Source organism: Acuticoccus sp. (assembly GCF_965213555.1).
In the GTDB taxonomy this organism is placed as follows: Bacteria; Pseudomonadota; Alphaproteobacteria; order Rhizobiales; family Amorphaceae; genus Acuticoccus.
This window is the reverse complement of sequence record NZ_OZ243890.1, coordinates 624,641-650,170: the sequence shown is the minus strand read 5'-3', so window position 1 is coordinate 650,170 and position 25,530 is coordinate 624,641. Positions and strand designations below refer to the sequence as shown.

General features: G+C 71.7%; 29 protein-coding genes. 19 read left to right on the top strand and 10 right to left on the bottom strand.

Features of this window, described 5'->3' with window-relative positions:
• Positions 1–109 precede the first annotated feature (109 nt).
• Positions 110–334 (top strand): 50S ribosomal protein L31, encoded by a 225-nt coding sequence (gene rpmE / locus ACOOE8_RS03330; RefSeq protein ID WP_420393454.1) that lies wholly within the window; start codon positions 110–112, stop codon positions 332–334.
• 7 nt (positions 335–341) lie between these two features.
• On the opposite strand, the gene ACOOE8_RS03325 is transcribed toward rpmE, so the two are convergent.
• On the bottom strand, positions 342–524 hold the full coding sequence (locus ACOOE8_RS03325; protein ID WP_420393453.1) for a DUF1192 domain-containing protein: 183 nt from the start codon (positions 522–524) through the stop codon (positions 342–344).
• Positions 525–677: 153 nt separating this feature from the next.
• On the opposite strand from ACOOE8_RS03325, the gene ACOOE8_RS03320 reads away from it, so the two are divergent.
• The 4 genes from ACOOE8_RS03320 to ACOOE8_RS03305 all read left to right on the top strand — a co-directional run bounded on the left by ACOOE8_RS03320 (position 678) and on the right by ACOOE8_RS03305 (position 3,761).
• Positions 678–1,667 carry an NAD(P)H-quinone oxidoreductase gene (locus tag ACOOE8_RS03320; RefSeq protein ID WP_420393452.1) on the top strand — a complete coding sequence of 330 codons (990 nt, stop codon included), beginning with the start codon at positions 678–680 and terminating at the stop codon, positions 1,665–1,667.
• Positions 1,668–1,781: 114 nt separating this feature from the next.
• On the top strand, positions 1,782–2,504 hold the full coding sequence (locus tag ACOOE8_RS03315; RefSeq protein ID WP_420393451.1) for a DUF1013 domain-containing protein: 723 nt from the start codon (positions 1,782–1,784) through the stop codon (positions 2,502–2,504).
• 60 nt (positions 2,505–2,564) lie between these two features.
• A complete protein-coding gene (locus tag ACOOE8_RS03310) occupies positions 2,565–2,750 on the top strand; it encodes a hypothetical protein (protein ID WP_420393450.1) in 186 nt (61 codons plus the stop codon).
• Between the two features lie 192 nt (positions 2,751–2,942).
• Positions 2,943–3,761 (top strand): potassium channel family protein, encoded by an 819-nt coding sequence (locus ACOOE8_RS03305; protein ID WP_420393449.1) that lies wholly within the window; start codon positions 2,943–2,945, stop codon positions 3,759–3,761.
• Between the two features lie 25 nt (positions 3,762–3,786).
• On the opposite strand, the gene ACOOE8_RS03300 is transcribed toward ACOOE8_RS03305, so the two are convergent.
• Positions 3,787–4,299: a L,D-transpeptidase gene (locus tag ACOOE8_RS03300; protein ID WP_420393448.1), complete on the bottom strand. Its 513-nt coding sequence runs from the start codon at positions 4,297–4,299 to the stop codon at positions 3,787–3,789.
• Positions 4,300–4,462: 163 nt separating this feature from the next.
• Positions 4,463–5,137, bottom strand: a complete 675-nt coding sequence (locus ACOOE8_RS03295) for a TlpA family protein disulfide reductase (RefSeq protein WP_420394615.1) — start codon at positions 5,135–5,137, stop codon at positions 4,463–4,465.
• 130 nt (positions 5,138–5,267) lie between these two features.
• Between ACOOE8_RS03295 and argH the strand changes: the two genes are divergently transcribed.
• The 3 genes from argH to lysA are packed head-to-tail and all read left to right on the top strand — an operon-like array spanning position 5,268 to position 8,167.
• A complete protein-coding gene (argH, locus tag ACOOE8_RS03290) occupies positions 5,268–6,599 on the top strand; it encodes an argininosuccinate lyase (protein WP_420394614.1) in 1,332 nt (443 codons plus the stop codon).
• Positions 6,596–6,784, top strand: coding sequence for a hypothetical protein (locus ACOOE8_RS03285; RefSeq protein ID WP_420393447.1), 189 nt, complete (start codon positions 6,596–6,598; stop codon positions 6,782–6,784). The genes argH and ACOOE8_RS03285 overlap by 4 nt, the downstream gene beginning before the upstream one ends.
• 54 nt (positions 6,785–6,838) lie before the next feature.
• Positions 6,839–8,167, top strand: a complete 1,329-nt coding sequence (gene lysA, locus ACOOE8_RS03280; protein ID WP_420393446.1) for a diaminopimelate decarboxylase — start codon at positions 6,839–6,841, stop codon at positions 8,165–8,167.
• On the opposite strand, the gene ACOOE8_RS03275 is transcribed toward lysA, so the two are convergent.
• Positions 8,145–8,348: a dodecin family protein gene (locus tag ACOOE8_RS03275; protein ID WP_420393445.1), complete on the bottom strand. Its 204-nt coding sequence runs from the start codon at positions 8,346–8,348 to the stop codon at positions 8,145–8,147. The genes lysA and ACOOE8_RS03275 overlap by 23 nt on opposite strands.
• Before the next feature lie 237 nt (positions 8,349–8,585).
• Between ACOOE8_RS03275 and ACOOE8_RS03270 the strand changes: the two genes are divergently transcribed.
• The 4 genes from ACOOE8_RS03270 to ACOOE8_RS03255 all read left to right on the top strand — a co-directional run bounded on the left by ACOOE8_RS03270 (position 8,586) and on the right by ACOOE8_RS03255 (position 14,438).
• A complete protein-coding gene (locus ACOOE8_RS03270) occupies positions 8,586–11,249 on the top strand; it encodes a TIGR02302 family protein (RefSeq protein ID WP_420393444.1) in 2,664 nt (887 codons plus the stop codon).
• Between the two features lie 357 nt (positions 11,250–11,606).
• Complete coding sequence (gene ftsE, locus ACOOE8_RS03265; RefSeq protein ID WP_420393443.1) at positions 11,607–12,266, top strand: cell division ATP-binding protein FtsE; 660 nt, start codon at positions 11,607–11,609, stop codon at positions 12,264–12,266.
• A gap of 403 nt (positions 12,267–12,669) precedes the next feature.
• A complete protein-coding gene (locus ACOOE8_RS03260; RefSeq protein WP_420393442.1) occupies positions 12,670–13,653 on the top strand; it encodes a cell division protein FtsX in 984 nt (327 codons plus the stop codon).
• Positions 13,650–14,438 carry a lysophospholipid acyltransferase family protein gene (locus ACOOE8_RS03255; RefSeq protein WP_420393441.1) on the top strand — a complete coding sequence of 263 codons (789 nt, stop codon included), beginning with the start codon at positions 13,650–13,652 and terminating at the stop codon, positions 14,436–14,438. Before ACOOE8_RS03260 ends, ACOOE8_RS03255 begins: the two co-directional genes overlap by 4 nt.
• Here ACOOE8_RS03255 and ACOOE8_RS03250 read toward each other — a convergent pair.
• Positions 14,420–14,947, bottom strand: coding sequence for a gamma-glutamylcyclotransferase (locus tag ACOOE8_RS03250; protein WP_420393440.1), 528 nt, complete (start codon positions 14,945–14,947; stop codon positions 14,420–14,422). The two genes, ACOOE8_RS03255 and ACOOE8_RS03250, sit on opposite strands and share 19 nt — an antisense overlap.
• Before the next feature lie 183 nt (positions 14,948–15,130).
• Between ACOOE8_RS03250 and ACOOE8_RS03245 the strand changes: the two genes are divergently transcribed.
• The gene (locus tag ACOOE8_RS03245; protein ID WP_420393439.1) at positions 15,131–16,108 is read left to right on the top strand and encodes a DUF2125 domain-containing protein; all 978 of its coding nucleotides are present in this window, start codon (positions 15,131–15,133) and stop codon (positions 16,106–16,108) included.
• A gap of 130 nt (positions 16,109–16,238) precedes the next feature.
• Here ACOOE8_RS03245 and ACOOE8_RS03240 read toward each other — a convergent pair whose 3' ends face one another.
• Genes ACOOE8_RS03240 through ACOOE8_RS03230 form a run of 3 tightly spaced genes read right to left on the bottom strand, consistent with a single transcriptional unit; the run spans position 16,239 to position 19,001 of the window.
• Positions 16,239–17,225 (bottom strand): prephenate/arogenate dehydrogenase family protein, encoded by a 987-nt coding sequence (locus tag ACOOE8_RS03240; protein WP_420393438.1) that lies wholly within the window; start codon positions 17,223–17,225, stop codon positions 16,239–16,241.
• Positions 17,218–18,336: a histidinol-phosphate transaminase gene (hisC, locus tag ACOOE8_RS03235; RefSeq protein WP_420393437.1), complete on the bottom strand. Its 1,119-nt coding sequence runs from the start codon at positions 18,334–18,336 to the stop codon at positions 17,218–17,220. The genes ACOOE8_RS03240 and hisC overlap by 8 nt, the downstream gene beginning before the upstream one ends.
• A complete protein-coding gene (locus tag ACOOE8_RS03230) occupies positions 18,333–19,001 on the bottom strand; it encodes a chorismate mutase (protein ID WP_420393436.1) in 669 nt (222 codons plus the stop codon). The genes hisC and ACOOE8_RS03230 overlap by 4 nt, the downstream gene beginning before the upstream one ends.
• Positions 19,002–19,282: 281 nt before the next feature.
• Between ACOOE8_RS03230 and metX the strand changes: the two genes are divergently transcribed.
• Both metX and metW read left to right on the top strand, forming a co-directional pair.
• A complete protein-coding gene (gene metX / locus ACOOE8_RS03225; RefSeq protein WP_420393435.1) occupies positions 19,283–20,500 on the top strand; it encodes a homoserine O-acetyltransferase MetX in 1,218 nt (405 codons plus the stop codon).
• Complete coding sequence (gene metW, locus ACOOE8_RS03220) at positions 20,500–21,123, top strand: methionine biosynthesis protein MetW (RefSeq protein WP_420393434.1); 624 nt, start codon at positions 20,500–20,502, stop codon at positions 21,121–21,123. The genes metX and metW overlap by 1 nt, the downstream gene beginning before the upstream one ends.
• Here metW and ACOOE8_RS03215 read toward each other — a convergent pair.
• Positions 21,059–21,895: a methyltransferase domain-containing protein gene (locus ACOOE8_RS03215; RefSeq protein WP_420393433.1), complete on the bottom strand. Its 837-nt coding sequence runs from the start codon at positions 21,893–21,895 to the stop codon at positions 21,059–21,061. The genes metW and ACOOE8_RS03215 overlap by 65 nt on opposite strands.
• Before the next feature lie 172 nt (positions 21,896–22,067).
• Between ACOOE8_RS03215 and gloB the strand changes: the two genes are divergently transcribed.
• From gloB to ACOOE8_RS03200, 3 genes are all read left to right on the top strand, one after another.
• A complete protein-coding gene (gene gloB, locus ACOOE8_RS03210) occupies positions 22,068–22,823 on the top strand; it encodes a hydroxyacylglutathione hydrolase (RefSeq protein ID WP_420393432.1) in 756 nt (251 codons plus the stop codon).
• 1 nt (position 22,824) lies between these two features.
• Positions 22,825–23,259 carry a cupin domain-containing protein gene (locus ACOOE8_RS03205; RefSeq protein WP_420393431.1) on the top strand — a complete coding sequence of 145 codons (435 nt, stop codon included), beginning with the start codon at positions 22,825–22,827 and terminating at the stop codon, positions 23,257–23,259.
• A 128-nt stretch (positions 23,260–23,387) separates the two neighbouring features.
• Entirely contained in the window at positions 23,388–24,332 is a 945-nt protein-coding gene (locus ACOOE8_RS03200) for a calcium/sodium antiporter (protein ID WP_420393430.1), read from the top strand.
• Positions 24,333–24,341: 9 nt separating this feature from the next.
• On the opposite strand, the gene phbB is transcribed toward ACOOE8_RS03200, so the two are convergent.
• Positions 24,342–25,064 (bottom strand): acetoacetyl-CoA reductase, encoded by a 723-nt coding sequence (gene phbB / locus ACOOE8_RS03195; protein WP_420393429.1) that lies wholly within the window; start codon positions 25,062–25,064, stop codon positions 24,342–24,344.
• Between the two features lie 232 nt (positions 25,065–25,296).
• Between phbB and ACOOE8_RS03190 the strand changes: the two genes are divergently transcribed.
• Positions 25,297–25,530, top strand: coding sequence for a hypothetical protein (locus ACOOE8_RS03190; RefSeq protein ID WP_420393428.1), 234 nt, complete (start codon positions 25,297–25,299; stop codon positions 25,528–25,530).

Genomic DNA, 25,530 nt, shown 5'->3' with positions numbered 1-25,530 from the left:
AAGGTCTACCTCGCCGGATCTGAGGCTGGGACGCGCTCGCGCGCAGGTCGGCGACCGTGTGCAGCCCTTCCAAGCGGAAACTTTTAGCAAACGTCGAGGCGGCGAACCCATGAAGAAGGACATCCACCCGGACTACCATCCGGTGACCGTCGTGATGACGGACGGCACGGAGTACGTTACCCGCTCCTGCGCCGGCCGCTCCGGGGACCGCATCGCCCTCGACATAGACCCGCGGACCCATCCGGCCTGGACCGGCGGTCAGCAGACGCTGCTCGATCGCGGCGGTCGCATCTCGCGCTTCAAGAACAAGTTCAAGGGCATCCCGGGCGCCTGACCGCGGGTCAGCGCTTGAAGACGCTGTCGGCCACGGCCTTCGAGCGGTCGCGGCGCGCGACCTCGGCGGCGATGCGCTCGGCCTCGGCGAGGCACGCCGTCCGCAGCTCCTGAAGCTCAACCACCGACAGCCGTTCCAGGCTGTCGCCGAGGGAATGTCGCGGCGGCCTGCGCGGCTCGTCATCCATCATCCGGTCCCCCGCACCGCCTTCCGATGCCCACGGCCATGACGCCACGACGACGGCAAGCGCGCAAGCGTGCGGCGTTCGCGCATCGTCGCCGGCGGCGGTAGGGTCGTGCCGCGGCCGTGGCGGTCGCCCCAACGACGCGAGGACTGAGGCGCCATGACGATCCCAAACACGATGCGTGCGGTGACCGCACCGAGCCCCGGCGGGCCCGACGTCCTGACGGTGGGCGAGCATCCCGTGCCCTCGGTGGGCGCGTCGCAAGTCCTCGTCAGGGTCGCCGCGGCGGGAGTCAACCGGCCGGACTGCCTGCAGCGTGCCGGCAACTACCCGCCGCCACCCGGCGCCGGCCCGATCCTTGGCCTCGAGGTGGCGGGCGAGGTCGTCCACCGCGGCGGCGACGTCGAACGCTTCGAGGAGGGCGGGCGCCTTATGGCGCTGGTCCCGTCCGGGGGCTACGGCGAGTACGTCGCGGTGGACGAGGCCAACGCGCTGCCGATCCCGGACGGCCTCTCCATGGAGGAGGCAGCAGGCGTGCCGGAGACGTACTTCACCGTGTGGAGCAACGTGTTCGACCGCGGCCGACTGCGCGCCGGCGAGTGGTTTCTCGTCCACGGCGGCTCGTCCGGCATCGGCACCACGGCGATCCAGCTCGCCAAGGCGTTCGGCGCCAGCGTCATCGCCACTGCCGGCTCGGCCGACAAGTGCGACGCCATGGCCCGCCTCGGTGCGGACAGGACGATCAACTACAACGAGGAGGACTTCGTCGCCGCCTGCAAGGAGGCGGCGCCGGACGGCGTCCACCTCACCCTCGACATGGTCGGCGGCGACTACGCCATGCGCAACTGGCGCGTCGCGGCGGAGGAGGGTCGCATCGTCCAGATCGCGACCCTCAACGGCCCGTCGGAGGTGGACTTCTCCCTCCTCATGCGGAAGCGCCTCGTCCACACCGGGTCGACGCTGCGCGCACGTGACGTCGCCTTCAAGGCCGAGATCGCCCGCGCCCTGGAAGAGAACGTGTGGCCGATGTTCGCGGACGGGCGCACCCGCGTCGTCATGGACGAGACGTTCCCCCTCGAGGAGGCGGCCGCGGCGCATCGGCGGATGGAGGGGTCGTCCCACATCGGCAAGATCGTCCTCGTCGTGTAGGACGTGCTGCGATTGCGTCGTCGACACGACGGCCGTATATCCGAGGCGTTCCCGACAACCCGATCGTCCGCCGGGTTCCGCGCCCCTCGAGGCGCGGGAGCGCCAGGAGGCTTGATGCAAACCGACCCCGACACTCCCTTGATGCCCAAGGCCACCGCGGTCTGGCTGGTGGACAACACGTCGCTGACGTTTGACCAGATCGCGGCGTTCTGCCGGCTGCACCCCCTGGAGGTCGGCGCGATCGCCGACGGTGACGCAGCGCAGGGCATCAAGGGTGCCGACCCCATCCAGACCGGGCAACTGGCCCGCGAGGAGATCGAGCGCGGCGAGGCGAACCCAGCCTACCGCCTGAGGCTGTCGCGCCCCAAGACCATGGTGCCCGAGCTGAAGCGCAAGGCGCCGCGCTACACACCGGTCTCCAAGCGGCAGGACCGGCCGAACGCGATCCTGTGGCTCCTGCGCCAACACCCGGAGCTCAAGGACCAGGCGATCATCCGCCTTGTCGGGACGACCAAGACGACCATCGCCGCGATCCGCGAGCGCACGCACTGGAACTCGCAGAACCTGTCGCCCCTCGATCCGGTGACGCTCGGCCTGACGAGCCAGATCGACCTCGACCGAGAGGTCGAGGCGGCGGCCCGCGAGGCCGGGATCTCCCCGACCGTCACGCCGCCGGGGCTCGGCGATCAGCCCGACGCGCTGATGCCGGTGGAGCGCAGCCTCGAGCGCGCCGAGGACGAGCGGCCGTCGCGCGGCTCCGAAAGGTTCGACCCCGACGCGGTGTTTGCCGGTCTCCAGGCCTGGAAGAAGGGGAGCCGGCCGGACGACGAGGAGTAGGCAGCAGCCTTCGCGGCGCCAACCGGGCCTCCGGTCGGGCGGGTGTGACGCGGGTTCGCGATGGCGGCTGAGACGCTCCTCCTGTTCGCAGCGACCGAGCTCGTCCTGTGCGTGTCGCCCGGTCCGGCCCTCATCGCGATCATCATGGTCGCTCGTGCGGCTACGTCCTCGTCGCCGCGCGCTGCGCACGCCGCCCGTCCGGTCGCGTCGCGGCGTGGCTCGACGGCGCGGCCGGTGCGACGCTGATCGCCATCGGCCTCGCGATGGTCGCCCAACGAAGCTGACCGCAGCGCGGCGCGCCGCAGGGCCTCGCCAAAGGCGGTGCGACGCGAGGGACGCTCGCCCGGCGTCACCGAGCGGCGTGCAGGCGCATCAACCGTGCGCCGGGCGAGCGATCGTGCCATGTCCCTCAGCTGGGGTGCGCGGCGGGAGCGGTCGATGGGAGAGGGACTGGCCACGGGGCTGCCGAGGGACAGGGGCACGCGCTGGGGGCAGGCCATCACCGTCCTGCGCGAGCTCTACTTCGGCTTCACGCCGATGTCGCGGCGCTTCCGGTTCACCGTGCTCGCCTTCGACGTGGTGACGATCAGCTACTTCGTGACGACCACGGTGACCGGCACAGCGGAGCGGTTCCAGGAGCTGGACGTCGCCATCGGCGTCGTGCTCATGCTGGACCTAATCGCCCGCACGCTCGCCACGCGCCGCTCGGTGAGGCAGCTCGCCAGCGTGACGTTCTACATCGACCTCGTCGTCATCGTGGCGCTGTTCGGCTCCGCGGTCGTCCCCAACCTCGACTTCGCAAGGGTGCTGCGGCTGCTGCGCGTCCTGCGCTCGTACCGGCTGCTGGTCGAGCTGCGCCGGGACTTCTCCTGGTTCCGCCGCCACGAGGACGTGGTGGAGGCCTTCGTCAACCTGACCGTCTTCGTGTTCGTGACGACCTCGCTGGTGTTCGTCGTCGAGGGACCGCGCAACGCGAGCATCACGACGTTCATGGACGCGCTTTACTTCACGATCGCGACGCTGACGACGACGGGCTTCGGCGACGTCGTCCCCACGGACGGCGCGGGTCGAATGCTCGCCGTCGTCATCATGGTGTTCGGCGTCGGGTTGTTCCTCCGGCTGATCCAAACCTTGTTCAGGCCGAACAAGGTGGCGGTCGAGTGCCAGTCCTGCGGGCTCGAGCGCCACGACCTCGACGCGGTGCACTGCAAGCACTGCGGCGAGGTCATCAACATCGCCAGCGAGGGTGCCGTCTGAACGTGCGGGTCCGGCCGACCGGTGCCTACCAGCGGATGCGGATGCGCGTGTTGCCGCGTCCGTGCCTGCGCACGAGGTCGTAGAGCACGCGCGCGTTGTGCGGGTGCAGCCGCACGCAGCCGTGGGAGGCGGGACGGCCGAGGCTCTTGATGTAGCCGGTGCCGTGGATGGCGTAGCCGCCGCGGAAGAAGATGGAGTGCGGCATCGGCGAGCCGTGGTACTTGCGCGAGAAGTACGTGCGGTGCATGCGCGTCGGCCGGTACGTCCCCGTCGGCGTGCGGTAGCCCTGGCGGCCCGAGGAGATCGCCCAGGTGTAGGCGTGCTGCCTGCCCACCGTGACGTACATGCGCTGGGACGAAAGGTCGATCGTGGCGGTCACTCGAGCGGCCTCCGCCGTGCCCACCGGCCACAGGATCCCCACCGACAGCCCCACGGCGAGGGCGAGGACGGCGAGGCCGCGAACGAGGGGAACTCCGATGCGAGGCGCGCGGTTCGCAGGGTTCGGGACGGCTCGCGCACGAAGGGCGGTGCGGCGCATACGGAAGGCTCCGACAGATCGAGTGGCGACGGACTGCCCGTCAGGGTGGCGAAGGCGCCCCCTCCACGCAACGGCCAAACGAGCCATCCGGTGCCGCTGTTGCGGCGATGCTCATCGGGGCGGCGCGGCTCGCTTCCGCGCGACGCACCGACCGGCGGTCCGCTCAACGGACGCCATGGCCCTCCATCGCTGCAGCCACCGCGGCATCGACCAAACGGAGCGCGTCGACGCCGTCCCACGGAGCGGCGCCGGATAAGACGCCCGCGACGCAGCCGTCCGGACCGATGAGGAGCGTGGTCGGCATGCCCCGAGCAAGGCCCGCGGCGCGCAGCGAGTTGAACAGGGCCAACGTCGGCTCACGGTGGTAGTCGAGCGCGGTGGCGCCGGTCTCGGCGAGGAACCGTTCTGGGTCCCCCCGCTCGGTGTTGTCAATGGACGTCGCGACCACCTGGAACGCCTCGTCCCCACGGGCCTCCTGCAGCGCGGCGAGGGACGGCATCTCCGCGCGGCACGGCGCGCACCACGTGGCCCACAGGTTGAACAGCGTCACACGACCCTCGAAGTCCGCCACGGTCCGGGCCGAGGGGCCGGTGCCGTCGTACGGTAGGGCGGTGAGGTCGGCCGGCTGCACCGTAGCGAAGCCGGCCATCGTGCCGCGCGCGTGCGGCGCCACCGCCTCGGCGATGGCGGCGGAGGCGCGGCATTGCGGGGCGCTGGCGAGCCCACTAAGGATGTCCGGCCTCGCGGTGAGGACGACGGTCAGCGCGAAGACCGCCAACGCGGCGAGCGCGATGGCGCCGTAGCGCAGGAAGGGCCCACCGGACAGCCGACGATGCATCACCTTCACCTCCATCTTTGCAGCGCGCCGCGCGGCGCGCGCGCCTGAGCCGTCGTCCGTGAGCCGGCCCAACTCGTCCGCCGTCAACGCGTTGTGGGGCGGCCGCTTCGACGCGGCGCCCGGCGCCATCATGGAGGAGATCAACGCCTCCATCGACGTCGACAAGAGGCTGGCGTCACAGGACATCAGGGGCTCTTTGGCGCACGTCGCGATGCTCGCCGACACCGGCATCGTCGGCCGGCAGGATGCGGAGGCGATCGCCGCCGGTCTGCGCCAGATCGAGGGCGAGGTGGCGGCGGGGACCTTCCGCACCTCGCGCGCCCTCGAGGACATCCACATGAACGTGGAGGCGCGGCTCGCCGAGCTCGTCGGCGAGGCGGCCGGCCGGCTGCACACCGCCCGCTCGCGCAACGACCAGGTCGCGACGGACTTCAAGCTCTGGGTGCGCGAGGCGGTGGATGGACTCGGTGCCGAGCTCGTCGACCTGCAGCGTGCGCTGGTGGAGCGGGCGGAGGAGCACGCAGCGACGGTGATGCCGGGCTTCACGCACCTGCAGTCCGCCCAGCCCATCACGTTCGGACATCACCTTCTCGCCTACGTGGAGATGCTGGAGCGCGACCGCGGCCGCTTCGCCGACGCGCGGGCACGGATGAACACCTCGCCGCTCGGCGCGGCGGCGCTCGCCGGCACGGCCTTCCCCATCGACCGTGCGGCGACGGCGGCGGCGCTCGGCTTCGACGGGCCGGCGCGCAACTCGCTCGACGCGGTGTCCTCCCGCGACTTCGCGCTGGAGGCGCTCGCGGCGGCGGCGATCTGCGCCACGCAACTGTCTCGCCTCGCCGAGGAGGTGGTGGTGTGGTGCTCCGCGCCCTTCTCGTTCGTGCGGTTGTCCGACGCGTTCACCACCGGCTCCTCGATCATGCCGCAGAAGCGCAACCCCGACGCCGCCGAGCTCGTGCGGGCCAAGGTGGGCCGCATCGTCGGTGCCCTGACGAGCCTCCTCGTCGTCATGAAGGGCGTGCCGCTCGCTTATTCGAAGGACATGCAGGAGGATAAGCCGCCGGTGTTCGACGCCCTGCCGGCGCTGTCCCTATGCGTGCGGGCGACCGCCGGCATGGTGCGCGACCTCACCGCGAACGAGGAGGCCATGCGCGCGCTCGCCGGGAAGGGGCACACGACCGCCACCGACCTCGCCGACTGGCTGGTGCGCGAGGCGGGCCTGCCGTTCCGCGAGGCGCACCGCGTGACGGGCGCGTGCGTGCGTGCGGCGGAGCGTTCCGGCCGGGAGCTCGCCGAACTGTCCGCCGAGGAGCTCGCCGCGGTGGACGGGCGCATCACCTCGGACGCGCTCGGCGTCCTCAGCATCGACCGCTCGGTGGAGAGCCGCACGAGCCTCGGCGGCACCGCGCCCGAACGCGTGCGCGAGGAAGCCGCCCGGTGGCGCGCCCGCCTTTGGTCGTGACGCGTCTCCTCGCCGTCGTGCTCGCGGTGTCCGTCGCAGGGGCGCTCACCTCCTGCGGCCGTCGCGGGTCGCCGCAGCTTCCGGCCTCGGCCGCGGACGAGCCCCGTGTGGCGGTCTATCCCGCCGAGCCCGGGGGCGACACCGTACCGGACCGCTCCTTCGTGCTCGACCCGATCCTTCAATGAGCGGGTGCGACGGGGGCGGGACCGGGGTCGCACGGCCGCGGGTGGCGTAGGCCCGTGCACCACTTCACCCAGCGCGACGGCTCGCTGCACGCCGAGGACGTGCCGCTGCGCGCCATCGCCGAGGCCGTGGGCACGCCGGTCTACGTCTACGCCGCGGCGACGCTCGTCCGGCACTACCGCGTGTTCGCCGACGCGCTCGGCGCGGCGGGCGTGCCGACCCTCGTGTGCTACGCGATGAAGGCGAACTCCAACCAGGCCGTGCTGTCGCTGCTCGCCGGGCTCGGGGCTGGCATGGACGTGGTGTCCGGCGGCGAGCTCATGCGGGCCCTCGCCGCCGGGGTGCCCGGCGAGCGCATCGTCTTCTCCGGCGTCGGCAAGACGGATGCCGAGCTCGCCGCCGCGCTCGATGCGGACATCCTGTGCTTCAACGCCGAGTCGGAGAGCGAGCTCGCTCGCCTGTCCGCGATCGCCTCGTCCCGTGGGGTCCGCGCGCCGGTCTCCCTGCGCGTCAACCCGGACGTCGATGCGCGCACCCACGCCAAGATCGCCACCGGCGCCGCCGAGACGAAGTTCGGCGTCCCGGCCTCGCGGGCGAGGGCGATCTATGCCCACGCGGCCGCGCTCCCGGGGCTGAGGGTGGTCGGGCTCGACGCGCACATCGGCTCGCAGGTGACCGCGCTCGAGCCGTTCGAGCGCGCGTTCGCGGTGCTCGGCGACCTCCTCGACGCGCTGCGCGCCGACGGACACGCGATCGAGCACGTGGACGTCGGCGGCGGGCTGGGCGCCCCCTACGACCCCGCCGTCCCGGAGCCGCCGCTGCCGACGGACTACGCCGCCCTCGTCGCGCGACACGCCAACCGCTTCGGCTGCCGCGTCATCCTGGAGCCAGGCCGGATGATCGCGGCGAACGCCGGTGTGCTGCTGACGCGCGTGGTCCATGTGAAGGAGGGCGAGGCGAAGACGTTCGTGGTCGCCGACGCTGCGATGAACGACCTCATCCGGCCGACGCTGTACGACGCGCACCACGAGATCCTGCCGGTAGCGCCCCGGCCGGGGCCGATGAGGGTGATGGACGTCGTCGGCCCGGTCTGTGAAACCGGTGACTACCTGGCGCTCGACCGCCCGATGTCCCCGGTGGAGCGCGGTGACCTCCTCGCAGTCATGAGCGCCGGCGCCTACGGCGCGGTGCAGGCGTCCACCTACAACACGCGGCCCCTTGTCCCCGAGGTCCTCGTGTCCGGCGGCCGCTTCCACCTCGCCCGGCCGGCGCTCACACCGGCCGAACAGATCGCGCGCGAGAGCGTCCCGCCGTGGCTCGGCGAGGCCGCCGGTGGCGCGGCGTCAGCGCCGGAGCGAAGCCCTAGTCGTCGAGGACGAACGTGACCGCCATGTTCACCTTGTAGGCCGTGATGCGGTCGTCCTGCATCATGACGTTCATGTCCTTGACCCAGGCACCTTCGATGTTGTGCAGCGTCTTCGCGGCACGCTCGAGGCCCTGCTTGACCGCGTCGTCGAAGCTCGTCGGCGAGGTTGCCGAGATCTCGGTGATCCGTGCGACTGACATGCCATCCTCCCTTGGTTTATGGGTGGGGAGGAAAGTCCACGTGGCGACGATCGTTCCGGCCGGCGGTGGTGCAAGCCATACCGCGCGACCTGGGGGGAAAGTCTGCGAAGGACCTTCCGCCACACCTTGGGACACCGTTTCGTGAGCCCAATCGACGGACCATGGCTTGCCGAGGCGGCCGCCGCGTCTAAGGTCGCAGCGGCGGATCGGTCCGTGCGTATCAGGGGATAGGTGGCCATGGCCTCACCGTTCAGGACGCGACTGGGACGGCTCATCGTGTCCGCGCGCGCGGCGATGGCCTGGGAGCGGCTTTGGCCGGCGGCGGCGCCGATGGTGGGCGTCGCGATCCTGTTCATCGCCAGCGCGTGGATGGGGCTGTGGGTCGGGCTGCCGGCGATGGCCAAGGTCGCAGGGCTCGCGATGTTCGCCGCCTTGTTCGTCCTCGCCGGCTGGCGCCTCGTCGCGCTGACCATGCCGGGTCGTGCCGAGGCCATGCGTCGCCTTGAGGCGGACGCCGCGCTCGACCACCAGCCGCTCGATGCCTACGAGGACGCGCTCGCCCCGGGCGCGGACGACTTCGCAGCGCGGCTCTGGCAGGTGCACAGGGCCCGCGCCGAGGCGCGCCTCTCGGCGCTCCGCGTCCCCGTGCCTCGCGCCGACCTCGTGCCGCACGATCCTTACGCCTTGCGCTCAGCCGTGGGCATCGTCGCCTTCATCGGCCTCGTCGTCGGGGCCGGCGCGCTCGCCGAGCGGATCATCACCCCCTTCGACTTCACCGAGCCCACCGAGCTCGCGACCGGGCCGCAGTTCCGTCTCGACGCCTGGGTGACACCGCCGGCCTACACGGGGCGCGCCCCGCTGTTCCTGTCTTCGGCTACGCGCGTGGAGACCGACGACGGCATCCACGTCCCCGCCGGGTCCATCCTCACCGTGCGGAGCCAAGGCGCGGCGGGTGTGGAGCTCTTCGTCTCCAGCTCCCAGGAGGTCGGCTCCAGGGCCATGGAGGCCCTGTCCGGCGACGGCGCCACGGCGGCGCATGCGCAGCAGGGCGACGTGGTGATCGACGGATCCATGGCGGTGGAGGTGCGCCGGGACGGCGAGACCATCGACGGGTGGGAGTTCCGCGCCACCGCGGACGCCGCGCCGACCGTGGGCTTCACCGAGGCTCCGTCCGGCGCCCAGGGCGACACCTTCGAGCTGCGCTACGAGCTCGACGACGACTACGGCATCGCCTCCGCCCAGGCGGTCGTTCGGCCGCTCGACGCCGCGCCGTCCCGCCGGCCGCTGGTGGAGGACCCGACGTTCGCGCTGACGTTGCCCGGCGGCGCCGGGATGCGCGGCGCCGCGCGCACGGTGCACGACCTCACCGCGCACCCCTACGCCGGGCAGGAGGTGGAGATCACCCTGTCGGCGACCGATGGGCACGGCCAGGTCGGCCACAGCGAGGGCGAGGTGTTCCGCCTGCCCGCCCGTCCGTTCACCAACCCGGTGGCGCGGGCCGTGCTCGAGCAGCGCGCCGCGCTCGCCATGGATGCCGAGGCGCACGGCCGGGTGATCGATGCGGTGGACCTCATCCTCCTCGATCCGGAGACGCTCGGCGATGCCGGCGCCTACCTGTCGGCGACGTACGCCTACCGCGAGCTGGTGCACGCCGAGGGCGACGACGAGCTGCGCGAGATGCTGGGCGTCCTATGGGAGCTCGCGCTGCTCCTGGAGGACGACGGCCTGTCCGACGCCGAGCGGGCGTTGCGTGCGGCGCAGGAGCGGCTGCGCCAGGCGCTCGAGGACGGCGCGGACGAGGAGGAGATCGCTCGCCTCACCCAAGAGCTGCGCCAGGCAATGCAGGACTACATGCGCGCCCTGGCGCAGAACATGCAGGACGCGCCGCAGGGCGAGGTCGACCCCAACGCGCAGATGCTCACCCAGCAGGACCTCGACGACATGCTGCGGCGCATCGAGGAGCTGGCGCGCCAGGGTCGCCACGCCGAGGCCGAGGCGCTGCTCGCCGAGATGCAGCAGATGATGCAGAACCTGCAGATGGCGCAACGCGGGCAGGGACAAGGCCAAGGGCAGGGCCAGGGCGAGATGGGCCAGGAGGGCCAGACGCTCGAGGAGCTCGGCCAGATGATCCAGCGCCAGCAGGAGCTCATGGACGAGACCTACGGGATGAACCAGGGTCAGCCCGGGTCCGGTCAGCCGGGGAGCCAGGTCCAGCCGGGGCAGCCGGGGTCGCCCAACAGCCCGTTCGGCCCCTACGGGCAGCCGCCCAGCGGACAGTCGCCGTTCGGTCAGCCGAGCCCGTTCGGCCCGTTCGGGCAGTCCCCGTTCGGGCAGCAGGGTCAGCCGGGCCAGCCCGGTCAGCAGGGCCAGCCGGGGGCGGGGCCGCAGCAGGACGGGATGACGCCGCAGGAGCGCGCCGAGGCGCTGCAGCGCCTGCAGCGCGAGCAGGCCGAGCTCCAGCGTCAGCTCGGCGAGCTCATGGACCGCCTCGGCGAGCAGGGCTTCGAGCCCGGCGAGCGCATGGGCGACGCCCAGCGCTCCATGGGCGACGCGGGCGAGGCGCTCGGCCAGGATCGCGCCGGCGACGCCGTGGGCGAACAGTCCGACGCGCTGCAGGCCCTTCGGGAGGGTGCGCAGCAGATGGCGCAGCAGCTCGCCGAGGCGCAACAGCAAGGCGGCCCCGGCGGCGAGGAGCTCGGCGAGGGCGCGCCTGGACCAGGGCGCGACCCGCTCGGGCGCACGCGCCGCGAGGGCAGCTACGCGGACACGAGCCGCGTCGGGGTTCCCGACGAGATCGATTCGCAGGCCGCGCGCCGCATCCTCCAGGAGCTGCGCGAGCGTCTCGGCGACATGACCCTGCCCCGCCTCGAGCGCGACTACCTGGAACGGCTCTTGCCTTAGCCGGCTCCTAGCCCGGTCTCCGGACGCAGGCTCGGCTCGATCGTCGCGCCATCCCTCGCAGGGCCTGCGACGCGCGCACCGCGCTGCGGACGAACGACGTCCTCGTCAGCGCGCGACGGATCTACGAGGCGGCGGGGTTCCAGCGGATCGCGGCAGAGCCGCACCTCAGCTTCGGCCGCGCCCTCGTCGGCGAGACGTACGAGCTCGCGCTCTGACGTTCCCGGCGGTCGCGCCTCAGCCCGAGGGCTCGGCGTGTGGACCATGGCCGGGCCGCGTGCCGGCCGCGGCTCGGCTGTGCTAGCTTGACCGTCCGGGCACGACGTAGGAAGCCCCGACCCGCCGGCACCGGGGAGGACCATGATCACGCTGGAGAACGTCGGCCTGCGCTACGGCGGCGGACCGGAGGTGCTTCGCGACCTCACCTTCGAGATCCCGGCGCGCTCGTTCCAATTCCTCACCGGGCCGTCGGGCGCCGGGAAGACGAGCCTGATGCGCCTCCTGTCCCTGTCCCTGCGCCCCTCGCGCGGCTTCATGGGGCTGTTCGGCCGGGACGTTGCCACGCTGACGCGCCAGGACGTCCCGGGGCTCAGACGGCGCATCGGCGTCGTGTTCCAGGACTTCCGTCTCCTCGACCACCTGTCGACCTACGACAACGTCGCGCTGCCGCTGCGCATCCAGGGTCGCGCGCCGTCCTCCTACCGCTCCGACGTGCTCGAGCTTCTGAAGTGGGTGGGGCTCGCCCAACGTCGCCACGCCTTCCCGCCGGTGCTGTCGGGCGGTGAAAAGCAGCGCGCGGCGATCGCCCGTGCGCTCATCACCCAGCCCGACATCCTCCTCGCGGACGAGCCGACGGGCAACGTCGATCCCCCGATGGCCCACCGCCTGCTGCGCCTGTTCCTCGAGCTCAACAAGCTCGGCACGTCCGTGGTCATCGCGACCCACGACATCCACCTCATGGACCAGGTCGATGCGCGGCGGCTCATCCTGTTCGAGGGCTCCCTCGAGGCCTCCCCGTGAGCGTGCGTTGATGGAGCGGTCCGACCGCGATCCGCCGCCCCGCGCCGACCAGGGGCGCGACCCCCCGCGTGCCCGCGACGACCCCACGCCCGCGCCGCCGCGAAGGGAGCCGAACAAGCCCGTCAAGGGGAGGACCCCGCGCGACGCCGACCAGCGGGGCGGCGAGCCGCCTCGCCCGAGGAGGCTCGCGGTGGCCGGCCCGGCCGCGCGGGCGGAGCGCACCGGGCGACGTGCCGCCGAGGGCACCACCCACGCAGCGAAGGAGGAGCCGTCGAGCGCCGCGCGCCGGGGATCGCACATGGGAGCCGACGCGTCGCCGCAGGAGCTCTCCAGGCACCGCAGCGCGGACGCTGGCCACCGACGCCCCCGCGCGAACGCGGTCGAGCCCGCTGCCGAAGACGCGATGTTTCGAGGGCTCCGATCGAAGCCGCCGCGAGCTGCCGCCGACCCGGTGGTTCCCGTCCACGCACCGACGACACGCGACGAGGACGAGCCCGTCGCCGTCGAGGGGGCGATCGTCGCACCTGAGACGGTGGCCGGCCGCGGCCTGACCGTGATCGTTGCCATCATGACCTTCCTGTGCGCGCTCCTGACCGGCGGTGCCGTCCTCGTGGAGCGGGCGGCCGGCGCGTGGAGCTCATCGGTGCTCGACGAGGTCACGGTGACCGTGCTCCCCCTCGACGGCGATCCCATCGAGGCGCGCGTGGCGCAGGCGCAGGAGGTGTTGTCGGGCGCCCCGGGGCTTGCCGAGGTCAACGTCGTGTCCGCTCGCGAGGCCGGGGCGCTCTTGGAGCCGTGGCTCGGCGACGACGTCGACCTCTCCGCGCTGCCGGTGCCGCGCCTCGTCACCGCACAGCGCGTCGGCACGTTCGACGCCGAAGCGACTGCCGCCGCGCTCGATGCGGTGCCCGGTGCCAAGCTCGACGATCACACCGGCTGGAGCGCCCGGCTCGAAAGGATGGCTTCAGCGGTGGCGCTGGGGACGCTCGCCGCGCTCGGGCTGATGCTCGTCGCGACCGCGATCTCCATCGTGTTCGCTACCCGCGCGACGATCGCCTCGAACGCCGCAACGGTGGAGGTGCTGACCCTGCTCGGCGCCGAGGACCGGTTCGTGGTGCGCGCGTTCCGGCGCAGGTTCCTCGCCATCGGCCTGCGCGGCGCGCTCGTGGGCACCGCAGCCGCGCTCGCCCTATTCGGATCGCTCGAGCTCGCCTCATGGCTGGCGGTCGGGACGAGTTCGGCGCAGTCGCGTGCACTGCTCGGCGATCCGAGCCTCGGCGCCCTGGGCTACGGCCTCGTCGCCGCGGTCGCGGTCGGCGTCGCCGTGCTCGTCGCGGTGACGTCGACCACGGTGGTCCGGCGCCAGCTGCGTCGCGTCGCGCGATGATGCAGTCCCGCGCGCCCGTCCGCCCCCGCGCGGCCGTCCGGTCGGGCCCGGCCCACGTGCTCGCCCTGGCGCGCACCGCGCTCTACTCCGTGGCCGCGACGACGTTCTTCATCCTGACGACGCTCGCGTTCGCGTTCACCTTCGCGCTTCCCCCCGACCGCATGCGCTTTCTTCTGAGCTCCTGGGCGGCGGGGGACGTCCTCCTGCTGCGCCTCATCGTCGGCCAGCGCACGGCGATCCTCGGACGGGAGAACATCCCCCAGGCGGCCGCGCTCGTCGCCGTCAAGCACCAGTCGGCCTGGGAGACGCTGGCGCTCGTGCCGCTCCTGCCGCGCGGCGCCGTCATCCTGAAGAAGGAGCTCCTGTCGATCCCGCTCTACGGCTGGTACGCCCGGTACTTCGGCATGATCCCCGTGGACCGCGCAGCCGGCCCCGCAGCCCTTCGGCAACTCGTGAAGGACGCCGCGGTGGCGCTTCGACGGGGAGCGCAGATCGTCATCTATCCGGAAGGAACGAGGCGGCCCATCGGCGCGCCACCGGACTACAAGCCAGGGGCGATCTTCCTGTACGAGAAGCTCGACGTGCCGATGGTCCCCGTGGCGCTCAACTCGGGGCTCCTGTGGCCGCACGGACGCTACGTGAAGTACCCTGGCACCATCACCGTGTCGTTCCTGCCGGCGATCCCTCCGGGCCTGAAGCGCGCCGAGGTGCAGCGGCGGCTTCGGGAGGCGATCGAGGCCGAGACCGACCGCCTGGTCGCAGCCGCTCAGGCCGCGGCGCGCTGACGCAGCCGTGCCGCCAGGGTGTGGAGTCGCGGATCCGCGATGCCCGCCTCGGTGAGGAGGTCGGCGGTGGCGAGCACGTAGTCCTCGTTCGCGCCGGACATCCCCGCCGCGCCACACACATGCCCCAGCGTCTCGTCCAGGGAAAGCTTGCCGGCGTACTGGCGGTGGGTGCGGTCGACCACGTAGGCGAGCGCTTCGACCGCGGCGCCGGACGCGGTGACGACCGGGACGACGACCTCCTTGTAGACCAGCGTGACCTGCTCGCGCGCGCGCAGGTACGCGACGACGTTGCTCCGCTCGGCCTCCGCCACGGTGAAGACGATCCCACGGCACGCCCCGCCGCGGTCGAGGCCGAGGACGAGCCCGGGCCGCGTCTCGGTTCCGCGGTGTACAAACGAGTACACGCACAGCCGCCGGTGGCGTCCCCTTAGGGTGGCGAACTCCTTGCGTTCGTAGGGGAAACCAGGGCGCCACATCAGCGACCCGTAGCCGAAGACGAACAGTGACATCAGTTCGCACCCCCTCCCGCGACGCCGGAACCCCCGCCCATATCGACGTCAAGGGTGATAGTGTCCATGCCGGACGGCGGCGCCGACCGCGGCGATCGATGCGATCTGAGGCGGGTGATGGCGCCCGCCGCGGAGGGAGACTTGATGGGGGGACGTTCTACGACGCGCCGACTGAAGGTTTTGATGGGGCTTGCCCTCGCGGTCGTCGTCGGTTGGTCGGTGGTCTGGTTCGTCGCGGCGACGGTGGTCGATCGCCAGCTCGACAAGGCGATCCTCAATGCCGAGGCTCGCGGAGCGACGCTCTCGTGCGTGAACCGCACGGTCGCCGGCTACCCCTTCCGCATCGAGGTCCGCTGTGGCGCCGGCTCGCACGCCGGGAGCGGTGGCAACCGGATCGCGCTGTCCGGCTTGAGGGTTGCTGCGCAGGTCTACAACCCCTCACACATCATCGCCGAGGCCGACGGTCCGATGCAGGTTGCGCTGGGCGAGGGGCAGCGCGGCGTGGCGGACTGGACGCTCGCCCATGCCAGCGCGCGGATCGACCTGTCGGGCCAGGCGCTGCGTCAGCTCGTGGCAGAGTTGACCGACGTCACGCTGGCGATGGAGACCGGCCGCGAGGTAACGGTGGGTGAGATCGACGCCAGCGTGCGGCGCGATCCGGAGGCGGTGGACGACCTCGGAGTCGCCCTACGCCTCGAGGACGTCGTGCCGGCGCCCGGCATGCCGCCGGCAACCCTTTCGCTACGCGGCCGGGTCGGCGGGGGCGCGGCGCTCTTGGAGGCCGAGCCCGCGGTCTTTGCGGCGCAGCTGATGACGAGCGGCCTGCCCCTCGAGGTCGAGGCGGCGACGCTGCGGTCCGGGGACGTCCTCCTCGCCCTGAGCGGGACGCTGACCTTGGGAACGGACGGTCTCGTGGATGGCGTGCTCGACGTCTCGGTCGCCGGCTACGAGGGTGAGGTCCCCTACGTCGCGGTGCTCGACCCCGAGGCCGGATCGATGGTGTCGTCCCTCATGACGAACTTCTTCGCCAACGCGCCGAAGACGAAGATCGGCGAGCGCGAGGCGCGTACGATGTCCGTCATCATCGACAACAGCCAAGTCAAGCCGGGCGGCTGGTTCACCGTCTGGACCTTGCCGCCCCTGCTCATCGCGAGCCATTAGGCGCGCTTGCGGCCATCACGTGTGACCTTCGCCTCCGCCGAGGCCAGGACACCGACATACTCGTCCCCAAGCAGACCGCACTCAATCAACGAGCTGGAGCGTCTTGTCTGGGTCTGAAGACCGGGATGCTCTAGTCGCTCGCGGGCTCGGGGACTGGGGTGCGGTGCCGTTCCTCCGCGGCGGGACGGGGACGGCCGAAGTCGGGCGCGGCAGTGTCCTGACCGGCCTCGACGATCCCCATGCGGATGGCGCGCGTGCGCTCGAACAGGTCGTAGAGCTGGTCGCCCTCGCCCCAGCGGATGGCGCGCTGCAGGATCGCAAGGTCCTCCGAGAAGCGGCCGAGCGTCTCGATCACCGCGGCGCGGTTGTTGAGGAACACGTCGCGCCACATGGTCGGGTCGGACGCGGCGAGGCGCGTGAAGTCGCGGAAGCCGCCGGCTGAGAACTTGATGACCTCCGCCTCGGTCACCGCCTCCATGTCGTAGGCGGTGCGCACGATGTTGTAGGCGATGAGGTGCGGCAGGTGCGACGTGATGGCGAGCACGAGGTCGTGCCGCTCGACGTCCATCACCTCGATGTTGGATCCCATGGCGCGCCACATGTCGGCCACTACCTGGGTGGCTGAGGGGTCCGTTTCGTCCGTCGGCGTGAGGATGCACCAGCGGTTGCGGAACAGGCTCGCGTAGCCGGCGCGGGGGCCCGACTGCTCCGAACCGGCGATGGGGTGCGCGGGGACGAAGCGGGACGGGTCCGGCAGCGCGGCGCTGACGGTTCGCGAGACGGCGCCCTTCACCGACCCCACGTCCGTCACGATGGCGCGGGGGCTGAGGACCGGGCCGATGGCGCACGCGACCGGCTCCATCGCGCCGACGGGGACGGCGAGGATTATCATGTCCGCCTCCGCCGCCGCCTGCGCCGCGTCCGCGTGCGTCGTCGTCGCGATGCCGAGCTCGACCGCCGCGTGCAGCGCCTCGTCGTCGCGGTCCGCCGCGGCGATGGGCCCGGTGAACCCCGCCTCCCGCAGCGCGAGCGCGACGGACGCGCCGATGAGCCCGATGCCGATGATGGCGATGCTGGAGAAGCCGAAGCCTTCCGCGGGCGGCGCGGCGTCAGCCATGGCCGAGCGTGTCGCGGTAGGCGGTGAGGGCGGCGATGGTGGCGTGGTTCGCCTCTTCGTCGCCGATCGTCATGCGCAGCATCTGCGGCAGGCCGTAGCCGGTGACGCGGCGGAGCACCACGCCGCAGGCACCGAGCGCGTCGTCGGCGTCCCCGGCGTCGGCGCCTGCGACCGTGGCGAAGTCGATGAGGATGAAGTTGCCCGCCGACGGCGGCACGCCGAAGCCGAGCTCGCGCACCTGGCGCGTCACCTCGGGCAGCCAGGTCGCGTTGTGCTCCACGGCGCGCTCCACGTAAGCGCGGTCGGCGATCGCCGCGACCCCTGCTGCCATGGCAGGCGCGTTGACGTTGAACGGCCCGCGCACCCTGTGCAGCGCGTCGACGACACCGGCCGGCGCGTAGGCCCACCCGAGGCGCAGCGCGGCGAGGGCGTGCACCTTGGAGAAGGTGCGCGTCATCACCGTGTCCTCGCGGGTCGCGACGAGCTCGATGCCCGCCTCGTAGTCGTTGCGCCGGACGTACTCCGCGTAGGCGGCGTCGATGACGAGGAGGACGTGAGGCGGCAGGCCCTCGCGAAGCCGACGCACCTCGTCGGCCGGCACGTAGGCGCCCGTCGGGTTGTTGGGGTTGGCGAGGAAGACGATGCGGGTGCGCTCGGTGACGGCGGCGAGCATCAGGTCGACGTCGGGCCGGAGCTCCGGCTCGGCGACGACGACGGGCGTCCCGCCGGCGGCGAGGGTCACGATGCGATAGACCAGGAACGCATGCTCGGTGAAGATCACCTCGTCACCGGGGGCGAGGTAGGCGTTGGCGATCATCGCGAGGATCTCGTCCGACCCGTTGCCGCACACGATGCGATCGGCGTTGAGCCCGTAGGCGGAGGCGATGGCCTGGCGCAGCAACGTCGCACCGCCGTCCGGGTAGCGCTCCAACGTTGCCGCGGCGGCAAGGAAAGCCTCGCGTGCGGCGGGGCTCGGCCCGAGCGGGTTCTCGTTCGACGACAGCTTATGCTGCTTCACGGCGCCACCGGCGGACGAACGCCCGGGAACGTACGGCGCGATCTTGAGGACGCTCCGGCGGGCAACGGGCCGGGCGATCGGCGCGTCGCTCATCGGGCAACCGGGATTGTGAGCGGGAAGGGAGGGTAGAGCCCGAGCACATCGTCGCGCGCGCCGACGGCGCCTGCATCGACCTCGCGAAGGGCGCCGTGCGCGAGGAGGAGGGCGAGCGGGCCCGTGCTGCGGCTCACCCCGGCGCCGCCCAGCGCGAAGACTGTCACCCCATCGGACTGGTGGTAGGATGCGACGACGTGCGCCGCCCCACGGGTCTCCCACCAAGGTTCGTCGCCGGTGACGAGCGCCACGTCGTCGGGATGGGATGCGAGCCGCGCCACCGCCCCTGCCGCCGTCTCGTTCAGCGTGCAGCTCACGGGGCCGTAGAGGAAGCGCGCGGAATCGAGCGTGCCTGCGACATGGACCGCGAACGGGCGCTGCACCGCGCACGCCGCGCCGATGAGGACGCGCCACAGGTGGACGACGACCTCGCGCGGCGCCGTGCCACCGTCGAGGGCCAGCTGGTTCGCGATGACCGCCGCCTCCCGCTCGGGACGGATCACGGGCGCACTGGGACCCTTCACGGCGCCGATCTTGGCGACGATCTCGAAGCGCTCGCGCATGAGGTGATGCAGACCGAGGTCGACCTCGTCGAGGCGTTCGCGCAGCGCGCCGAGCGGATCGCTCGGAGCTCGGTTTGGAAGGGGCGAGGAGGGCAAGACCATGGTGTCATCAAGCACAAGGAGCGGGTCTCGCACCAGAGCCACCTGCGCTCGGTCGTACCCTGACACCGGGCTCCGCCTCGCAGGCGGGAAGACGTCAAGCGCTCGGTTCTCCGCATCACGCCGAACCCTTGCCGGAGGTTGGCCAGGGCGGTGCATGCGTTGCCGGACGATCGCGGCGCGAGCCCCGACGCGTCCGTGCACGGCCCGTCACCGTTGACGGTCGACGGGGCACGCGCATAGCGTCCGCCGTCGGCACTCCCGCGCGTCTGCAGGATGAGAGTATGGCACCCGACCGAGCCCCCGGCGCGTCGACGATCGTGCCAGCCGCTGAGCTCCTCGAGCGTCGTCGCAGGGCCGAGGTGGACGACCCGACGAGCCCGGTGCGCCGGTTCAAGGCCGCGCTACCCCTCGACGCCGGCGCGACGCTCGCCCCCTGGCAGGTCGCCTACCAGAGCTACGGGACGCTGAACGAGGACGCCAGCAACGCGGTCCTCGTCTGCCATGCGCTGACCGGCGACCAGCACGTCGCGAACCGCCATCCGGTCACCGGTCGCCCTGGTTGGTGGGACGTGATGGTGGGTCCCGGGCGGCCCATCGACACCGATCGCTTCTTCGTGATCTGCTGCAACGTCATCGGCGGCTGCTCGGGCACGACGGGCCCAGCCTCCAGCCGGCCGGACGGCGGCGGACCCTACGCGCTCGACATGCCGGTCGTGACGATCCGCGACATGGTCCGCGCCCAGGCGCGCCTGGTGTCCGACCTTGGCATCGACACGCTGTTCGCGGTCATCGGCGGCTCGATGGGGGGCATGCAGGTGCTCGAGTGGGGCGCGAGCTACCCGGACCGGGTGTTCGCCGCCGTGCCCATCGCTACCGGAACGCGCCACTCGGCACAGAACATCGCCTTCCACGAGGTCGGACGGCAGGCGATCATGGCCGACCCGGCGTGGCACGGCGGGCGCTACCTCGACCACGGAGCGAAGCCGCGGAAGGGCCTGTCGGTGGCGCGGATGGCGGCACACATCACCTACGTCTCCCAGGCCGCGCTCCACCGCAAGTTCGGGCGCGCGCTGCAGGACCGCGAGATCGTCTCCTACGGCTTCGACGCCGACTTCCAGATCGAGAGCTACCTGCGCCACCAGGGGTCGACGTTCGTCGACCGGTTCGACGCCAACTCCTACCTCTACCTGACGCGCGCCATGGACTACTTCGACCTCGCTGCCGAGCACGGCGGGCTCGTGGCGAACGCGTTCCGCGACAGCCCGATCCGCTGGTGCGTCGTCTCCTTCACGTCCGACTGGCTGTTCCCGACGGCGGAGAGCCGCACCATCGTGCACGGGCTGAACGCGGCGGCGGCGCAGGTCTCGTTCGTCGAGATCGAGACCGACCGCGGGCACGACGCCTTCCTCTTGCACGAGCCTGAGCTGCACCGGGCCGTGCGCGGCTTCCTCACCGGCGCGGCGCTGACGCGCGGCATCGCTCCCCCGGCGCCCGCGTGATGCTCGATGTTGCAGCCACCGCGGGGCGCCGGGTCGACTACGAGGTCATCCGCGAGCTCGTCGCCGCGGACAGCCGCATCCTCGACGTCGGTTGCGGCGACGGGGGGCTCATGGCGCTCCTGAAGATGACGCACGGGGTGCGCGCGTCAGGCATCGAGCTCAGCCAGGCCGGGGTCAACGAGGCCGTGGCGCTTGGCTTGTCGGTGATCCAGGGCGACGCCGACACCGACCTCGATGCCTACCCCGACAACGCCTTCGACTACGTCATCCTCAGCCAGACGCTGCAGGCGACGCGCGACCCGCGCCGCGTGCTGGAGAACCTCCTGCGCATCGGCCGACGCTGCATCGTCTCGTTCCCCAACTTCGGCTACTTCAGGGTTCGCTTCTCGCTCCTAGTCGACGGACGCATGCCGAAGACCGGTCTGCTGCCGGACCCCTGGTGGGCGACGAAGAACATCCACTTCTGCACGATCCGCGACTTCGTCGAGTTGAGCGACGACATCGGCGCCCACGTGGAGAAGGCGATCGCGCTGAACAGCTGGGGCCAGCGCATGTCGTTCAACGCGCCGTGGTGGTTCTGGAACCTGTTCGGCGAGCAGGCGGTGTTCCTGCTGCGCCGCTGACGGTGTCGCCGACCGGCGCCGCACCCTTCATCGCGGCGCGGCCCCAGCGGACCGCGGGCTTGGGGGCAAGCGCGGGCACCAGGTCCTTCAGCTTGCGCGGACGCGCCGGGATGCCGCGCATCACCGTCTTCTGCGCCTCGATCGCGACGACGCCGGCGAAGCGGGGTACGACGCGTCGGCCGAGCCGTTCCCAGGCGCTCGCCGAGCCGAGCACGAAGCGTCGCGAGGTCGGCGGCACGTAGAGGCAGCGGCGCATCTCCACCGGCTCGAGCCAGGCACCCTCGAGGAGCTGGCCGAGCTGGAAGCGCGAGAACGGCCGGCCGAGGCCCATCGGCGTCTGGTCGGCGCGGGCCCAGGCGCCGGAGCGGTAGGGCACGATGGCGAGCGCGCGGCCGGTGGGGACGAGGACGCGCCACACCTCCCGCAGCACCTCGTGCGGGTCCTTGGCGGTCTCGAGCAGGTGGATGATGAGGACCTTGTCCACCGAGTTGTCCGGCAGTGGCAGTGCATCCTCATAGGTGAGGCTGGTGAGGTTCGGCCCCTCGGGCGGCCAGTGCAGGACGCCCTCGGAGGCAGGCATCAACGCGACGACGCGCTCAGCCTCGCCGAGGAACGGGCGCAGGTAGGGCGTCGCATGGCCGAGACCGACGACCCGCTCGGCGGTGGTCGTCGGCCAGAGCGCCCGGACCTCGCTCGAGATGATCTGGCGCGCGATGCGACCGAGGGGGGTGAGGTAGAACGCGGCGAGCTCGGACACGTCGAGATGCATCATTGGCGATCCTCGCGTTTTGCCGGTGATCTATCACGGGATGCGATCGTTCCCCACCCTGCCCCCGCATGAGGGCGGCGTCGCGGCGACAACGGGGCATCGCCGGCATGCGTTGCTGGACGATCCGAAGCCCGCGCCTCATGTTGAAGGGGCGAACAACCCTGAGGAGCGCGTGATGGCCGAGGTCCGCCTGATCCCCTGCCTGTCGGACAACTACGCCGTCCTCGTCCACGAGGGCGATGAGACCGTGCTCGTCGACGCGCCGGAGGCGGGGCCCATTCGCGCCGCCCTCGACGAGACCGGGTGGCGCCTGACGACGGTGCTCATCACGCATCACCACACGGACCACGTCCAGGCCATCGACGACGTGAAGGGTGACGCGACGGTGGTGGGTCCGGCGGGGGAGGCCGACCGCATCCGTGGCCTCGACCGCACCATCGCGGACGGCGAGACCTTCACCCTCGGTCCGCTCACCGTGCAGGCCATCCAGACGCCGGGCCACACCAGCGCGCCGCTCAGCTACGTCATGCCGGAGGAGGGTATCGCCTTCACCGCGGACACGCTGTTCGTGATGGGCTGCGGCCGGCTGTTCGAGGGCGACGCGGCGACCATGTGGCGCTCGCTGCAGGCGCTGCGCGCGGCGCTGCCGGACGACACGGCGATCTACTGTGGCCACGAGTACACCCTCACCAACGCGCGCTACGCCCACGAGCGGCTGCCGAACGACGCCGCCGTGGCCGAGCGGCTGAAGGTGGTGGAGGCAGCGCGCGAGCGTGGCGAGCCTACGGTGCCGACGACGATGGCCGCGGAGAGGTCGACGAACCCCTTCCTGCGCGCCGACGAGCCGGCGGTCGCCGACGCGCTCGGCATGGCGGGCGCCGACCCCATCGAGGTGTTCGCCGAGCTGCGCCGAGGCCGCGACAACTTCTGACGTGCGCGCCGCCGACGTCATCCGCACCCTCGGCCTCGCCCCGCACCCCGAGGGTGGGCACTACGCCGAGACGTTCCGCGACGCGGCGGACGGCGGGCGCGGCCGCTCGAGCGCGATCTACTACCTGCTCGAGGCGGGGGACTGCTCCGCCTGGCACCGCGTCGACGTGGCGGAGGTGTGGCACCACTACGCGGGCGCGCCGCTCGCGCTGACGACCTCGCCGAACGGGCACGACGCAACGGCGTACCGCCTTGGTCCCGACATCGCCGCCGGCGAGCGCCCGCAACTCGCCGTCCCCGCGCATCACTGGCAGACGGCAGAGTCCCTAGGCGCCTGGACGTTGGTGGGCTGCACCGTCGCACCGGGCTTCTCCTTCGACGGCTTCGAGCTCGCCCCGCCCGGCTGGCGCCCCGTCCCCCGCGCGCCGACCCGCTGACGGCGTGGCCCGAGCGTCCCGTCGTCCGCTCCGGCAGCGCCGTTGCGCGCCGTCCGCGGCGCTTCTAAAGACCTGCAAGCTTCGCCTCGGCGCCGCGCGCCAACCTCCTCAACGCCGAAGGTCCGTCCATGTCCCTCGCCCTGTCCATCGTCGGAGGGCTGTTCGGCCTGTTGCTGGGTGGCGAGCTCCTCGTGCGCGGGGCCTCCGCGGTGGCGGTGCGGCTCGGCATCTCGCCGCTCGTGGTGGGGGTGGTCATCGTCGGCTTCGGCACCTCCGCGCCGGAGCTCGTGACCTGCGTGCGCGCTGCGCTCGCCGGCGCGCCCGGCATCGCGGTGGGCAACATCGTCGGCTCGAACATCGCCAACATCCTGCTCATCCTCGGCGCGGCGGCGTTGATGATGCCGTTCGTCACCTCCCGCACCGCGGTGATGCGGGACGGCGTCATCGTCATCGTGACCGCGCTTGCGTTCCTCGCCGTCTCGCTGACCGGCACGATCGGGCGGGCGGCGGGTGCCGTGTTCGTGCTCGGACTGATCGCCTACCTCGTCATCGCCATCCGCGCCGACCGCCAGGCGCCCGCGAGCACCGCGGACGTCCCGGCCGAGCGCGCGACGCCCCTTGCGTTGTCGCTGGCGTTCCTCGTCCTCGGCCTCGTCGGCGTCGTCCTCGGCGCGGAGTACCTGGTGGCCGGCGCGGTCGAGGTCGCCCAACGCTACGGCGTCTCCGAGGAGGTGATCGGCCTCACCATGGTGGCGGTCGGCACCTCGCTGCCCGAGCTCGCCACCTCGATCGTCGCGGCGTTGCGAAACCAATCGGCCATCGCGCTCGGCAACGTGCTCGGCTCGAACATCTACAATACCGTCGGCATCGGTGGCATCACCGCGCTGGTCCAGCCGGTGCCGGTGTCGGCCTCCATGCAGCGCTTCGACATCCCGCTGATGGTGGCGGTCTCGGTCCTCCTCGTCCTCGTGGTCGCCACCGGCAAGCGCGTCACGCGGTGGGAGGGGGCGCTGCTCCTTGCGCTGTATGGCGGCTACATCACCTTCCAGGCGTCGACGGTGGGCCTCACCTGATCCGCTCGCTCAGGCCATGTACTGCCCGCCGTTGATCGACAACGTCGCGCCGGTGACGAAGCCTGCCGCGTCCGACGCGAGGTAGGCGACGAGCGCGCCGATCTCGTCGGCCGTGCCGAGGCGCCCCACGGGGATCGCGCCGATGATGCCCTGCAGCACGTCCTGCGGCACGGCCGCCACCATGTCGGTGTCGATGTAGCCGGGACACACGCAGTTGACGGTGACGCCCTTGCGCGCGTTCTCGAGCGCCAGCGCCTTGGTGAAGCCGATGACGCCCGCCTTCGCCGCCGAGTAGTTGACCTGCCCCATCTGGCCCTTCTGGCCGTTGATGGAGGAGATGTTGACGACGCGGCCGAAGCCGCGGTCGCGCATGCCGTTGATGACGGGCCGCGTCACCGCGAACAGCGACGACAGGTTGGTCTCGATGACGGCGTGCCAGTGCTCCCACGACATGCGGTGGAACGTCCCGTCGCGGGTGATGCCGGCGTTGTTGACGACGATCTCGACGGGCCCGAGCGACTGTTCGATCTCACCGATCGCCGCCTCAGCCTGGTCCGGCTTGCCGACGTCGAACCTTCTCACCTCGATGCCGGTCTCCGTGTTGAAGGCGCGCGCCTTCTCCTCGTTGCCGGCGTAGTTCGCGACGACGGTGTGACCAGCCTCCTTGAGCTGACGCGAGATCGCCGCGCCGATGCCCCTCGTTCCGCCGGTGACCAAAGCGATCCGTGCCATGGACGTCCTCCCGTTGCGCCCGCTCGAGCGGGTCTGTAGACGACGGCGACACTAGCAACAGGTCAGTCGCGCTGAGAAGCGGTGGTTCTCCGCCGCCCGGGGCTCGGAGGTGAATTGCGCGCAGGCGCGGTCGTCGTGCGCGGCGCAACGTCCGCATGCCCGTGGGAGGGGTCCGACCACTCCGGCCCTCAGGCGCTGATGGCGGCTGACGTTGGTTTCGAGCGGGGGCGTTGTGCCGGTCATCGTCGTCCTAGCGCGCGTCGCGAGCGTGCTGTACCGCCTCGTTTACTACGTGGTGCGCGAGTTCTTCGGGCTCCTCGCGGCGGTCGCGGGCGTCGTCCTGCTGGTCCGCGCCGTGCTCGACGTCCTCGCGTGGAGGGCGGACGGCGACACCCTCCTCGCCGTCCCGTTCGCGCTTGCACTCATTGGCCTCGGCCTGTGGCTGCAGCGCCGACGCTTCACCTGA